Annotated in this window: 18 protein-coding genes; 5 read left to right on the top strand and 13 right to left on the bottom strand. The window is 56.7% G+C overall.

Annotated elements, in window-relative coordinates; genetic code table 11:
- Positions 1–41: 41 nt before the first annotated feature.
- Together AC6ROY_RS07875 and AC6ROY_RS07870 are read right to left on the bottom strand one after the other, a co-directional pair.
- Positions 42–1265, bottom strand: a complete 1224-nt coding sequence (locus AC6ROY_RS07875; protein WP_500099661.1) for an AAA ATPase domain-containing protein — start codon at positions 1263–1265, stop codon at positions 42–44.
- Between the two features lie 114 nt (positions 1266–1379).
- Positions 1380–1655, bottom strand: coding sequence for a YqhV family protein (locus tag AC6ROY_RS07870; RefSeq protein ID WP_500099660.1), 276 nt, complete (start codon positions 1653–1655; stop codon positions 1380–1382).
- Positions 1656–1843: 188 nt separating this feature from the next.
- Between AC6ROY_RS07870 and comA the strand changes: the two genes are divergently transcribed.
- The 3 genes from comA (at position 1844) to AC6ROY_RS07855 (ending at position 4058) form a co-directional block, all read left to right on the top strand.
- Positions 1844–2728, top strand: coding sequence for a phosphosulfolactate synthase (gene comA, locus AC6ROY_RS07865; protein WP_500099659.1), 885 nt, complete (start codon positions 1844–1846; stop codon positions 2726–2728).
- Positions 2729–2763: 35 nt separating this feature from the next.
- Positions 2764–3525 (top strand): 2-phosphosulfolactate phosphatase, encoded by a 762-nt coding sequence (locus AC6ROY_RS07860; RefSeq protein WP_500099658.1) that lies wholly within the window; start codon positions 2764–2766, stop codon positions 3523–3525.
- Positions 3526–3593: 68 nt separating this feature from the next.
- Positions 3594–4058, top strand: coding sequence for a DUF441 domain-containing protein (locus tag AC6ROY_RS07855; protein WP_500099657.1), 465 nt, complete (start codon positions 3594–3596; stop codon positions 4056–4058).
- Between the two features lie 28 nt (positions 4059–4086).
- Here the strand turns inward: AC6ROY_RS07855 and AC6ROY_RS07850 are convergent, their stop codons facing one another.
- The 11 genes from AC6ROY_RS07850 to AC6ROY_RS07800 form a co-directional block, all read right to left on the bottom strand.
- Positions 4087–5346, bottom strand: coding sequence for an aspartate kinase (locus AC6ROY_RS07850; RefSeq protein ID WP_500099656.1), 1260 nt, complete (start codon positions 5344–5346; stop codon positions 4087–4089).
- Between the two features lie 289 nt (positions 5347–5635).
- On the bottom strand, positions 5636–6079 hold the full coding sequence (locus AC6ROY_RS07845) for a flavodoxin (RefSeq protein ID WP_500099655.1): 444 nt from the start codon (positions 6077–6079) through the stop codon (positions 5636–5638).
- 193 nt (positions 6080–6272) lie between these two features.
- Positions 6273–6614: an antibiotic biosynthesis monooxygenase family protein gene (locus AC6ROY_RS07840; protein ID WP_500099654.1), complete on the bottom strand. Its 342-nt coding sequence runs from the start codon at positions 6612–6614 to the stop codon at positions 6273–6275.
- A 51-nt stretch (positions 6615–6665) separates the two neighbouring features.
- The gene (locus tag AC6ROY_RS07835) at positions 6666–7388 is read right to left on the bottom strand and encodes a DUF1361 domain-containing protein (RefSeq protein ID WP_500099653.1); all 723 of its coding nucleotides are present in this window, start codon (positions 7386–7388) and stop codon (positions 6666–6668) included.
- 45 nt (positions 7389–7433) lie between these two features.
- On the bottom strand, positions 7434–8240 hold the full coding sequence (locus AC6ROY_RS07830) for a GNAT family N-acetyltransferase (protein WP_500099652.1): 807 nt from the start codon (positions 8238–8240) through the stop codon (positions 7434–7436).
- 1 nt (position 8241) lies between these two features.
- Positions 8242–8748 (bottom strand): VanZ family protein, encoded by a 507-nt coding sequence (locus tag AC6ROY_RS07825; protein WP_500099651.1) that lies wholly within the window; start codon positions 8746–8748, stop codon positions 8242–8244.
- A gap of 39 nt (positions 8749–8787) precedes the next feature.
- On the bottom strand, positions 8788–9120 hold the full coding sequence (locus AC6ROY_RS07820) for a hypothetical protein (protein ID WP_500099650.1): 333 nt from the start codon (positions 9118–9120) through the stop codon (positions 8788–8790).
- Between the two features lie 167 nt (positions 9121–9287).
- Entirely contained in the window at positions 9288–9845 is a 558-nt protein-coding gene (gene efp, locus AC6ROY_RS07815; protein WP_500099649.1) for an elongation factor P, read from the bottom strand.
- Between the two features lie 43 nt (positions 9846–9888).
- Positions 9889–10962 (bottom strand): M24 family metallopeptidase, encoded by a 1074-nt coding sequence (locus AC6ROY_RS07810; RefSeq protein ID WP_500099648.1) that lies wholly within the window; start codon positions 10960–10962, stop codon positions 9889–9891.
- Between the two features lie 2 nt (positions 10963–10964).
- On the bottom strand, positions 10965–11411 hold the full coding sequence (aroQ, locus tag AC6ROY_RS07805; RefSeq protein ID WP_500099647.1) for a type II 3-dehydroquinate dehydratase: 447 nt from the start codon (positions 11409–11411) through the stop codon (positions 10965–10967).
- A gap of 91 nt (positions 11412–11502) precedes the next feature.
- Positions 11503–12093 (bottom strand): YqhR family membrane protein, encoded by a 591-nt coding sequence (locus AC6ROY_RS07800; RefSeq protein ID WP_500099646.1) that lies wholly within the window; start codon positions 12091–12093, stop codon positions 11503–11505.
- 216 nt (positions 12094–12309) lie between these two features.
- Between AC6ROY_RS07800 and AC6ROY_RS07795 the strand changes: the two genes are divergently transcribed.
- Together AC6ROY_RS07795 and AC6ROY_RS07790 are read left to right on the top strand one after the other, a co-directional pair.
- On the top strand, positions 12310–13179 hold the full coding sequence (locus tag AC6ROY_RS07795) for a DUF1385 domain-containing protein (protein ID WP_500099876.1): 870 nt from the start codon (positions 12310–12312) through the stop codon (positions 13177–13179).
- Positions 13180–13206: 27 nt separating this feature from the next.
- Complete coding sequence (locus tag AC6ROY_RS07790) at positions 13207–13527, top strand: hypothetical protein (protein WP_500099645.1); 321 nt, start codon at positions 13207–13209, stop codon at positions 13525–13527.
- Positions 13528–13644 lie beyond the last annotated feature (117 nt).

Below are 13644 nucleotides of genomic sequence, written 5' to 3'. Positions count from 1 at the left end.
CGTCCCTCGTCGGCTGCCAAAGCGCCGTTCAAGCAGGCTGCTCATCGCCGCTCCCCTCCCTGCATCGCGAGCCGCCCGTCCAGCCTGCGGCCGACTGCATCATAGACAGCGATCGCGGGACCGCCCGTGGAGGTCGCGGGTCCAGCGCCCCGTTCTCCTCCTGCTTCAGCTCCAGCGGCCGGCCGCTGCGGCGACAGCACCACGAACCGCTCGAACACCTGCTCCTGCAGCAGCTCCCGCAAAATCGGGCGGCGTCTGACATCGTCCACATCCCGGCCGTGGGCGGTGACAATGACGCTGATACCCGCATGCAGCGCCTCATGCAGCGCGGCCGCATCCTCGGCCCGTCCGATCTCATCGGCGATCAGCACCTCCGGAGACATCGAGCGAATCAGCATCATCATCCCCTCCGCCTTCGGACAGCCGTCCAGCACATCGGTGCGCGGTCCAACGTCGAAGCCGGGCACGCCGCGGACGGAAGCGGCAATTTCCGAGCGCTCGTCCACAATGCCGACCTTGTACGCCCGGCGAAGCGGACGCCGGATGCCGACGCCAACACGGTAGCCGGCTCCAAGTTCATGGGCGGCGCCGCTGTCCAGACGACGATTGACGGCCAAATGACGGCCATTGCCGTTGCCCGCGCTGCTGCCGGCTCCACCTTTATGAACGAAACCGGAGGCATCGGCCTGCTCGGACAACGCGGCTACCGCCACAGCTTCGCCGGTCTCTCCCCCGCTCAGCAGGCGGGCCAGATCGCGAATCAGCGTCGTCTTGCCGAGCTGCGGCGGCGAGATGATCAGCGTCCGGTACACATGCCCCTGCTGCGGATCAATCAGGTAAGGGATGACAGCCTCACCTGCCTGCTTCCATTCCCTCGCGATCCGGATATTAAAGCCGCTCACTTCCTTGATCTGCTTCACCTTGCCCTGCTCGACAACCGTCCGCCCGGCGAGGCCGACCCGATGCCCGCCCTGTACCGTCAAAAAGCCGCGCCTCAACTCCTCCTCGAACGTATACATCGAATGCTGGGTAAGCAGCTCCAGCAGTGCGGCGCAATCTTGCCTTGTCGGCCGGTAAGCCTGCTCCGGAGTCAGACACCACGCGCCCTGCGGGGAAATAAAGCCGTAGCCGCTTCCCCAGGACGCCTCCAGCGGGCGTCCCTCCCGGATGCGAATTTCTTGCAGCGGCTGGCTGAGCCCGGCTGCTAGAGCTGCTAGTATCGGCTTCAACGGAGCCGTGAAATAATCGAAGAGCGACTGCATCACCTGTCATCCTCCCCACGCCTGGACGAATTCAGCGGCAGCCTGCGGGCAAGCTGTCCATCTTGTACAATCATGTGTATGCCCGCTTATCCGAAACTATGACAAGGAATTGGTCCTCTACTTTTTCAAGATTCCGATAAACAGACAGCTGACACCGGCCAGCACCCAGACGAGCTTTCCCCAGGACAGCTTATCGGCCATGCCGACGAGCCCCAGCGTCGTTGTCGCGAGTAAAATGAGCGGTCCGACCAGCGCCAGCCCGGTGTTGACGAGCAGCGCCTTCTCAATCTGATTGAAGCGAAGCATCAGCAGCGCGGCCAAAATTTCAATGCAGCCGGACAGCAGGCGAAGCGCCGCCATGCCGAGCACCACCTTATGAATCAGCGACAGCATGTCATATCTCCTCTCGTTTCCCATTCTCCTTATCACGTTATGCGGGCTCGTCTGTATTTAGGCATGAAGGCAAGCGCCCGCTGGACAACTCCGGGCAATTCAGCGATCCGGGCACATCCCCATCCGCGCTTGCATATGATGACTCAGAATTCCAGGCAACCAATCTGTATACAGCGAGGCGATACGTAATGGAGGTTTCAACACCGCTGCAATGGCATCCACGGCTGGACGACCCGACGGGGCAGCGAAGCGGAAAACCGCGCACGACCGGCAAAACGATGGTCATCGACAAAGGGCTTGGACTTCACGCCCTGCAGGACCTGCTGCAAACCGCAGGCCGCCATATGGATATGCTGAAGATCGGCTTCGGCACCTCTCCCCTGTACGACACAACGCTGCTTCGTCACAAAATCGAGCTGGCAAAGTCGCATGACGTGCTCGTCTATCCGGGGGGGACGTTTCTGGAGGTAGCCATCGTGCAGGACAGCGTCGATCACTATATGGATATGCTTGCTTATCTGGGCTTCGACGGCATCGAAATTTCGGACGGTACGATTGAGCTGCCGCGCCAGCTGCGCAGCGAGCTGATCCGCAGGGGAGTGGACTCCGGGCTGACGGTCATTACGGAGTACGGCAAGAAGGGCTGGGGCTCCAGCATCGAGCTGGAGGAGCTGATCGAGACGGTCGCGCGCGACGTGGAGCTTGGCGCCAAGCTGGTGACGATCGAGGGCCGGGAATCCGGCAAAGGCGTCGGCATCTACGACGAGCATGGAGGCTGCAAGGACGACGAGCTGGAGCTGGTGCTGGTGCAAGTTTCCCGCCCGGACGTTCTGCTGTGGGAGGCTCCGCACAAGGAGCAGCAGGTGCATCTGCTCAAGCGGTTGGGGAGCGGCATCCACCTGGGCAACGTTTCGCCGGTGGACGTGATCAGTCTGGAAGCGCTGCGGCGCGGACTTCGCTCCGATACGCTGACCATGGAGCGGCAGGAGCAAACGGCGGCCGACACGTATCACGTACCGGTTAACATCCGGGAGGCCGCAGCTGCAGGCCCCGTATGGTTTTATCAAATCTAGAGCACCTAACGCGGCGAAGGGAGGCAAAGCCCGGCATGAACATCCAGGTGATTTCCAGTGTGAATGAAGCGCGATCCGAGGACTTGCAGCATAAAACCGTTATCGTCATTGATGTCCTTCGCGCGACCTCCACAATTTTGAAGGCGTTTGACGCCGGCTGCCTGCACATTATTCCGATAGAAACGGTCAATCAGGCGAAAAACCTGCACCAGTCGGGCGAGCTGCTGGGCGGCGAGCGGTTTTGCAAAAAAATTCCCGGCTTTGACCTCGGCAATTCGCCGCTTGAATACACACGCGAACGGGTCGAAGGCAAAACATTGCTGCTCACGACCACCAACGGCACACGGGCGATTCAAAAATCGGCCAAAGCCCGGCACATTATCATCGGCAGCCTGCTGAATGCGCAGGCCTGTGCCCGGACGGCGGCCGAGCTGGCCGACGATGTCGTGCTGCTGTGCGCGGGTACGCAGGACGTCTTTTGCCTGGAGGACGGGTTATGCGCGGGGCTGCTGGTCGAAGAGCTGCTGAAGCTGCATGCGGACGGACTGCCTCGAGGCGGCTCCGCCGGAGAAAGCACCCCGCTGACCGTCGATGATTTCGGGCTGGCTATGCTGCACGCTTATCGTCATACCCAGGGCAAGCTGGAGAACACGCTGCTGTCCTGCGTCGGAGGCAAACGTCTCAGCCGGATCGGATTTCACGAGGATGTCGTCTATTGCGCGCAGGTCAACGTACTGGAGCTGACGCCCATAGTCCGCAACGGGCGGCTGGAGCCCACGGCGCCGCTCCCCCTCTAGCTTGTTCTATTTCCCCTCGGTTCTCATACACTGGAGAAGAAAACGAACCGGGACAAGGGGCGTGGCATATGAACGGAGAATTATTGCTGGTTGCGCTGATCGTAATCGGTCTGATCGGACGTTCACCGATTATTACGACGGCGGCCTGCGTGCTGCTCATTGTGAAGCTGATCAATCTGGAACGTTTTTTGCCGATGATTGAACGGAGAGGACTGGAGCTGGGGCTGCTGTTTTTGACGATGGGCGTGCTTGTCCCGTTTGCCAGTGAAAAAATAACGTTCAAGGATGTGACGACGATTTTTACGTCCTGGCCGGGTATTCTCGCGCTGCTCGGCGGAGCGCTTGCCACGTATATGAACGGCAAAGGGCTGGAACTATTAAAAATAGACCCGCAAATGGTTGTGGGTCTGGTGATCGGCTCGATTTTCGGTATTATTTTCCTAAAAGGAATCCCGGTCGGACCGTTGATGGCCGCCGGGATTACCGCATTTCTGTTGAAATTGTTTACGTTCTGGTCGGACCGGCTGCCATAACGACAGGCCGCCTGCGCCCGGCCGCCGTCTAGCGACGGTCTGCGGGGCCGCCGACGAACACGGTCGAATCCGTATCCAAGCCATAAGCCGTATGCAGCGCCTGGACAACCTCGTTCAGGCGTCCTTCGTTTTCGATAACGCAGGAGGTTTTGATTTCAGATGTGCTAACCATCAGGATGCTGATGCCGAGATCGGAAATCGTTTCGAACATTTTAGCCGCAACTCCCGGCGTGCTGACCATGCCTGCGCCGACGATGGACACTTTGACCAGGTTGTTCTCCGACGTAATTTCACGATAACCGACCGTTGCGCGGATCGCTTCGAGCGTTTGCAGCGCTTTGTCCAGATCATCCAGCGAGACCGTAAACGAAAAGTCCGCAGATACATGCGTCACACCGCTTTGCACGATGATATCGACGTCGATTTGCTCCTTGGCCAGCGCGGTAAACACCTTCGCCAGTTGGCCAGGCTTCTCCTCCACACCCAAAATACTGATGCGCGCTACGTTTTTGTCGTAGGCGATCCCGCGAACTACGATTCCTTGCTCCATCGCTGCTTCCTCCTTCACGTTCGTGCCTTCATTATGATTGAAGCTGGATCTGACGACCAGCTGCACCTTGTAGTTTTTCGCATACTCAACCGCACGCGGATGAAGCACCGCAGCGCCGAGGTTCGCAAGCTCAAGCATCTCGTCATATGTGATTTCGTTCAGCTTGCGCGCGCATTTGACGATCCGCGGGTCTGTCGAATACACGCCGTCCACGTCCGTAAAAATTTCGCATACATCAGCCTGAATCGCACCCGCCAGCGCGACGGCAGTCGTATCGGAGCCGCCCCGGCCCAGCGTCGTAATCTCGCCTGCCTCCGTCATCCCCTGGAAGCCGGCAACGATGACGATTTTGCGCTCATCCAGCGCCTGACGCACACGCGCCGGCTGGATATCGGATATTCTCGCCTTGCCGTGAACCTCTTCGGTGTAAATGCCCGCCTGCCAGCCAGTAAACGAGACGGCTGTTTCGCCGAGCGTATGTATGGTCATGGCCAGCAGCGCCACGGATACTTGCTCCCCTGTGGACAGCAGCATATCCATTTCCCGCGCCGGAGGCGTCTCGGCGCCGATCTGCTTCGTCAGATCAATCAACTCATCCGTCGTATCGCCCATTGCCGAAACAACGACGACACACTGATGTCCTTCGCGATGGCGTTCGATGACCCGTCCGGCCACCCGCTTCATCCGCTCGGCGTCTCCAACCGAGCTTCCGCCGAATTTCATTACTATCAGAGCCAAGCTGCTCACTCCCTACCCAAACTTTTGCACAACTAACTATGTATTATACCATAACCGCAGCATGCATAGAAATAAATAATTACGCCGTTGCCGGAGCACTCGTCAGACATGCAAATAACCCTGACAAGGTCAGGGTTATCGTTCTGCTGGCATCGGCAGCCGGAGCCGTGCGCTGCTGCATCGTGTAGGATCAAGCTGCTGCGCTTCCGCAGCCTGCCGCCGACCAGCCGATATGTATTCGGTTGCGCTGCCGTCCTGGCTTATGCCGGACGGCTGCTGCGGCTGTACCTTAGCCCAGCGACGCGACCAGCTTGCTGCCGAACTCCTTGCATTTCTCTTTCTCATCGTTCGAAGGATTCAGCTCAACCTTGAAGCCGTCAAGCACAACGTCCGCGCCTTTCTCCTTGAGCTTCTCAACGAGCGTATCCACCGCTCCGCCAAATACGCGGTACGAAGAGTCCGCGGAGCCAAATACCGCGGCTTTACGGCCTTCCAACTGAATATCGTCCATTTCCTCGTAGAAATCGAGCATTTCGTCAGGCAGATCGCCGTCTCCCCACGTGTAAGCTCCGAGAATGACGCCATCGTATTTCTCCAGCTCGGATGCACTGGCATCCATTACCGATTTGACGACAGGCTCAACACCGGCCTCGCGCACGCCATCCGCGATCAGCTCGGCCATTTCCTCCGTATTGCCAGTCATGCTGGCATAAACAATGATTACAGAACTCATGATACCCTCCATATGTGAGAAAAGTCTTAACGCTATCTAAGATAATATGTGATAATGATTATCATTGTCAAATTATTTTTTTAGCACCTCCATTTTGCGCAAATCAGGAAGCAACAAATAAGCCTGACGGAGCTTTTCCGCCAGACTTGGTTCGTTTCGGGCCGTCCATGATCAGGGTATCGCAGGCCGTCTCTCAGCCTTCCTGTTCCTTCCCGAACGGACGGGATGACAACGGCTCCTCGCCCAAATTAATTTGCACGTAATGCTCAACCGTCGGGAACGGATCATAGAAATGATGCAGCAGCGCCTTCCACTCCTGGTATTCAGCGGAGCCGCGGAAGCCAACCGTATGATCCTTCAGCGTCGCCCAACGGACGAGCAGCACGTATTTGTTTTCCGTTTCCACACATTTCTGAAGCTCATGATGAATGTACCCGCGCATGGATGAAATAAGGGCCGACGCTTTGCGAAAGCTGGACTCGAATTCATGAATCATTCCTGGCTTCACGTGCAAAATGGCTACTTCCAGAATCATCGTGCTCACCCTTCCTTCCCTATTGTCCCAAGTAATCGTGACCGCCGTCGTTTACGACGACGCTCTGGAGCCCGAGCGCGCCCCGATCGCCGCCACCGTATAGAAAAAAACGTACATGATCGTCTGCACGACCAGCATCAGCAGCGTAAAGATTAGCATGAACTTGCCCGACCGTTCGTCGTATACAATCTGCAACAGATCGCCCGCAATCGCACGCGGATCGGACAATATATCCCAGCTGTTCCAGCGTATAAACCGGCCGATATAAATACCGATGCTGCTGATCGCGATCACGGCAGCCGCGCCAAGCCAGCCAACCCATTCGCCCAACGCCTCGCCGATCAGCCGATGCACCATGTAGAGCGAAACCGAAAACAGCATCAGCCCCAGGAGAGCGGTGGAAAACGCGGCGATGGCGCTCAGCCAAAAATCGGTATGCAGCCAAAACGTCACGTACGGCTTGAGCTTGAAGTCCCTGAATGCGTGAATCAGTTCGGTGACAAGATATGAAGCATTCGGCAGGAAAAAAAACCAGACGATCGCAGTTCCCGCCAGCAGCAGCCGATTGAGCAGCGTTCGCTTCCGTACCGCGCATTCCAGCAGCACCAGCGACAAGGTCACCGGCACCCAGCCGAGAAAAATGTCCCATATCCACGACTCAAACATCAGAGTCCCTGTTCGCGCCCGCAAATATTTGCTCGTCCCGATGCAAAATACCGTCAGCACAAGCAGGATCGCAATAACCGGATAAGGCTTCAGCGCACCGTTTTTCATGTTGTCACCCTCCTCGTCAGTCATCAGCCGGACCGGCTGCACCGCCTATCCCGTCCACGTCGCCCGCGTATAGGCAAGCGACATCGCGCTGCGCTCCATATTACGGTGGCTGACCGACAAGAAGGCAGCCTGGGCGACAGCCAGCGAGCAGCCGCGCATGGCCGCTGCCTGCAGCCGGTGCAGCAGCAGCGCCTGCTGGACACCATGGCCGCGATGCTCCGGCAAGGTGGCCGCAAACGTCAAGGAAGCGGTGTCTGCCCCGGCATACATCACCCCAACCCCCGCTGGCGCCCCGACACGCCTGGCCAGAAAAAACTGCCAGCCCGGCCGGGTCATCAGCACCCGGTTATTGGCAGCCACAGCAGCAATGCCTTGGTCCGGCAACCCTGTACCGCGGCAATGAATCGTGGCGTACAGCTCCGCATCTTGCACGTCAAGCGGCTCAATCTCGATATCGGACTGCTGCCGCTCCGGGCGAAGCAACGAAGCAGGATCGGCATACATGGATGCATGAAACCCTGTTTGCCGCAGCCCCAGCTCGTGAAGCTTCGCCAACACCGGCTCCCCGCACAGGGAAGGAACGATTTCTACCTGCGGCTTGCGGCCTCTCTCCCGGAAAAACTCAAGGATCGGTCGCAGCAGCGGCAGGTCTGCATCACGGATGCCTTTCACGGTATTAAACGCCGGCCAGCCCATCGTGCGGCTGTAAAACAACACAGCCTCCCCAAAGCTGACAAGCTCAACGCCTTCGGGATTGCCCTCCCGTTCCTGCATAGCATGCATCCGATCAGTCATGAAGTCGATTTCTGACCGTTCGATGCGATCAACGAGCGCCTGCGTCAGCTGGATCATGTTATCCGCTCCTTTGCCCCGTTTGATTCCTATTATCCTGTCCCGAACTCCGTTCCGCCCCGGACCGGGTCCGGTCCACCGACAGCAGCCGGCTCAGCCCAAATCCGATTGATCCGCCGACCGCGTTCAGCAGCCAATCGTCGATATCGCCCGATCCGACCCGGAGCACCGCCTGCAGCAGCTCCAGCCCAATAATACCGAGTGAAAAGATCAGCAGAAAACGGAAGTATCGGCGACAGCTCCGCAGCAGCAGCGGCATCAGCACGCCAAACGGGACGAACACGCCGATGTTGCCGGCCAGATTAATTAACGGATTCAGCCAATTGCTCCGGCTGGCGGTTGTCACATAATGCCCGATCGTATGAAACGGGATGACATTCAACTGGATCTGCTGCAGGTTCAGCCCGGCGCGGCCGAAGCCGCGAAACATCCAGTATAGCAAACAAAATGTGTATCCGATTCCAATCACCCACAGCAGCTTGCCGACAACGGTGCGGTTTTTCCCCATCTGGCGCCACTCCTTACAGCTTCACCGGCGTTGCCGATGCTAGGTCCATCGAAACGATATCGCGGCGACAACGATGAGAGTTATAAACACAATAACAAAGGATGACACAAGACCAAGTACAAATTGACCGAAGCCTGTTTTCTTATTCGTCAGTACAAACCGCTGCTTCAACCATTCCGTGAGCAGTGCGGCAAGGGTAACAAACGCCGCAAACCGCAGCAGCCGCACGATATAGCCGCTTGCACTATAGGCCTGCAGCGCTTCCGGCCCTTTGATGCCGCCCGAGCTTTCCCAGTGCGGAAAAATAAGCAGCGCCACAAGCACGCCCAATAGGAAGCCGTAGATGCCCTTTTTTACGAAGCGGTTGTCCATTTGCAAACCTCCCGACCGTCCCTAACCTGATTAAAGTCTCGGATCGAAGCACTTTCGATGATGCTGCACTGTACATTCGATCCTGACAAAATTCGACCCTAAACAAACAAACCGCACCCCGGATCGGGCGCGGCCTGTTCTCTCCAAATCGTTGTAAGGTTAGGTCATTATGCGCGGGAGATGTAGTCGCCTTCGCGGGTGTCAATCAACAGAACATCGCCTTCATTGATAAACAGAGGCACCTGTACAGTCAGGCCTGTTTCAACCTTGGCGTTTTTCGTCGCGCCTTGCGCCGTATTGCCTTTGATGCCCGGCTCGGTTTCGACGACCTTCAGCTCAACGCTGTTCGGCAGGTTAATGCCGAGAATTTCGCCCTGATAGCTCATGATGTTGATGTTCATGTTTTCCCTCAGGAAGTTCAGCTCCCACTCGACTTGCTTCTCGTCAAGCGTGATTTGGTCGAAGGTTTCGGTATCCATAAATGTATGCTCTTTACCGCTGGCATACAAATATTGCATTTGGCGGTTTTCGATATGCGCGCGGCTGACGTTTTCACCGGCACGGAATGTACGCTCAACGGTGTTGCCGTTGCGCAGGTTTTTCAGCTTGGAACGAACAAAGGCTGCGCCTTTACCCGGCTTCACGTGCTGGAAATCAATAACTGTAAACAAATCATGCTCTACTTCGATGGTCAAGCCTGTCTTGAAATCGTTAACTGAAATCACTGTCAAAAAACCTCCCTGAAATAGTTCCCTTGTATGAATTCCCTTAGGAAATGACAACCAAGTCCTTGCTGGACTGCGTCAACCTGCGATTGCCGGAATCGGTGATGACGATGTCATCCTCAATCCGGACTCCGCCAAAGCCAGGCACATAAATACCAGGCTCGACGGTAACGACCATGCCCGGCTCCAGCACGATGTCCCCATGCAGGGACAGGCGGGGCGCTTCATGAACCTCCATCCCCAACCCGTGACCGAGTCCGTGGCCGAAATGGTCTCCGTAGCCGTAACGTTTGATGACGTCGCGAGCGACGGCGTCCGCTTCCCGGCCGGTCATGCCGGGCCGGATGCGGGCGAGCGCTTCAAGCTGCGCCTCCAGCACGATCGCGTAAATCTCGCGATGCTTGTCCGAAGGCTTGCCAACGACAACCGTACGCGTAATATCCGAACAATAACCTTTATAATACGCGCCAAAGTCGAGTTTGACAAATTCGTCAGCGCCGATGATCCGGTCGCTGGCTTTGCCGTGCGGCAGCGCAGACCGTTCGCCGGACGCCACGATCGTCTCGAAGGAGGTGGAGGCCGCGCCGTGGCGGCGTACGTACAGCTCGATTTCCAGCGCCACCTCATGCTCGGCGACACCCGGCTTGATGAAATCGACGATATGGCGGAACGTGCTGTCGGCCAGATCGGCCGCTTCCTGCAGCACGGCCAGCTCCGCTTCGTCCTTCACCATCCGCAGCGTCTCGACAAGCTTGTCCGTCGCTGTCAGTTCGATGCCTGACAGCGCCTGGCTATACGCCGCGTAAGAGCCGTAGGATACGTCCTGCTGCTCGAACCCAAGCCTGGTCAGCCCGGCGGCGGAAAGCAGGCTGCGCACCGTCTCCATCGGACTCGGCGCGTGCTCGATAACCTCATAGCCAACCGCCTGCTGCGGAGCCTGGGTCATGTAGCGGAAGTCTGTCAGCAGCACAGCGCGCTCCAAGGTGAGCAGTACATAACCCGCTGATCCGGTAAACCCGGTCATATAAAGCCTGTTGGTCGCATTGGTAATCAGCAAAGCGTCCAGTCCCTGCTGCTCCATCAGCGCCCGCAACCGGCTGATTCGCTTCTGTTGCATCCTCATCCCTCCGAACGATTGACATGGTTCACTAGCGCCTGAAGCCCTAATTCATAGCTATGTACGCCGAATCCGGCAATTTGCCCGATCGCTACAGGTGCAATAACGGACACATGACGAAAAGCCTCCCGCTGATGAATATTCGAGATGTGAACCTCGACGGTAGGCAGGGACACCGCGCTGATGGCATCACGCAGCGCATAGCTGTAATGAGTGAACGCGCCTGGATTGATCAGAATGCCGTCCTTTACCCCGTAAGCGCTATGAATTTTATCAATAAGCTCTCCCTCGTGGTTGGACTGAAAGCTTTCCAGGCCGACCCCCAGACGTTCAGCCAGCACGCCAAGCTGATCCACAATCGCTTGCAGCGTCAGCGCGCCGTAAACACCGGGCTCGCGAATGCCTAGCATATTCAGATTCGGTCCGTTCAGCAGCAATATTTGTTTCATCCGAAGTCCTCCCAACCGTAGGCCAAGCACGCATACGCCTAGCCATTTTACCATAGGTTTCCCCGGTTTGAGAACCTTTTTTTGGCTGCCTCTATACAGACTCCGGCGAGCGGCCTTGCTTCCGTTGCTCGGGCTCTCCCGGTTCCCGGCTGCGCTCGTCGGTAAACTCGAAGCTGATCGAATAGCCGATAAAGGTGCCCCACAGCACAAACATGCACAGCTCGGTCAGAATCGTGTTCAGATCAAGGTACGCAATCCACGGCGTCATCCCGGTAAGCGGTCCGATCAGCAAAAAAATAAAGGACCACCAGCCGATTCCGTAGCTGATGCCAAACCAGGGCCCTTTTGTTTTGGCCATCAGCAGCGCATAAATCAGGGCCGCGATCATCGAAAACACGATAAACGCGCCCCAGCCCAGCCACACGCCCGCAGCCGATTGCAGAAAGGTATGCAGAAAATAAGGCTCCAGCATAAAGCCCGGAGCAAGCGACGTGAAGTGAAAATAGCTTTCTACGATGTTTAGCCCGCCCCAAATCAATCCGGCAAACAAGCCGATGTAACAGGCAAAGGACCATTTTCCTGTACGACGGGTCTCCTGACGCTTCGCGTGTATGGGCTTGGACGTCTGATTGCGCGCGGCCTGCGGCTCTGACTGCTCCTGTCCCTGTTGCTGACGCTGCATAGCGGATGCATCCTCCTTGAAAGATGGAATCTGGGTTCTCCGCCTAGTATGCGCAAAACTTCGTCCGATAAACAAGTAGCATTCTATGCTCCGATTCGTTACAATAAGAAAAGCTCTATCGAAGCAAGATTCAGACTGAAATCAAAGAAGGTGTATCGGTTGTCGGACAATAAGCAGCAAGCGGTGTACGGCGGTCAAGCCGTTATAGAAGGCGTCATGTTCGCCGGGCAGAAGGTTCATGTTACAGCCGTCCGCCGCAAGGACCAAACCATTCAATTCCTGGAAGTGCCCAAGAAAGAAATTCCGTGGGTGCAGGCACTGAAAAAAATTCCGTTTATCCGCGGAATTGTCGGTATTGTGGAGGCGAGCGCCAAGGGTGCGCAGCATCTGAATTTCGCAGCCGAGGTTTATGCCGAGGAGGAAGGCGAGACCAAGGAAGAGCAGAAGGAAACCGTCGGCAGCCGGATTTCCATGATTTTAGGCGTGGCGGTTATCGGCATCTTGTCATTTCTGTTCGGGAAATTTGTATTTACGCTGGTGCCAACGGCGATTGAGCAGTTTTTGTTTGCTTCCATGTTTGAAAATCAGATCGGGCATAACCTGATCGAAGGCTTAATTAAAATTATTTTGCTTGTCGGCTATATTTATTTTATTTCTCTCACCCCGATGATCAAGCGGCTGTTCCAGTACCACGGAGCAGAGCACAAGGTCATCAGCGCCCATGAAGCGGGGCTTGAGCTGACCGTCGAAAACGTGCAGAAATTTAATACGCTGCATTACCGCTGCGGCAGCAGCTTTATCGTCTTTACCGTGCTGATCGGCGTCGTCATTTACTCCTTGTTCCAATACGATTCCTTCGTTGAGCGGATCGTGCAGCGGATCATTTTGCTGCCGCTGGTGATCGGAGTATCTTATGAGGCGCTGCGTTTTACCAACTCGCTGCGGGATGTGCCGGTGCTGCGTTATCTCGGCTACCCGGGGCTGTGGCTCCAGCTGCTTACGACGAAGGAACCGGATGATTCGCAGGTGGAGGTTTCGATTGCTTCATTTAACCGGATGCGTGAGCTTGACCGCCAGATGAGCTAAATTGATGTAGTCAAGGAGGTTCCGACGATGAGAAGAAACAACACGCTTGCGTATGTCGTGTTTGGCTTGTTTGCGGTCGGCGTGCTCGCCACCCTGCTCATGAATCCAACCGGATTTATTTTACCGGTGCTGGTGTTCGGCGTCATTTTCCTGCTGTACAAATTCCCTCCGAGCACCTGGAAGCGGGCGAACGGCGCAGGTCGGGGCGGCGGCACGTTCCGTTCCCCCGGCAAGCCATCCGGCAGCAGCCGGTTTGCAACCAAGGGCAAGCGGAAAAATGCTACGTTCCGTGTCATTTCTGGCAATAAGGACAAGCAGAATGACGACGAGCCGCCGAAATATCACTAGTTCCGAAACAGACGGCTCAAGCAGGCTTGAGCGACAAAAAACGGGCTTCTCCCGCGCTGCGGAGAATGCCCGTTTTGTTCGTTTGGCGGGTAAGCGAGGTTTAGCGAAACGCAGAGC

It is taken from the genome of Paenibacillus sp. sg306046, assembly GCF_059821225.1.
Note: the sequence above shows the minus strand (reverse complement) of the source record. Positions and strands in the feature narration are given on the sequence as shown.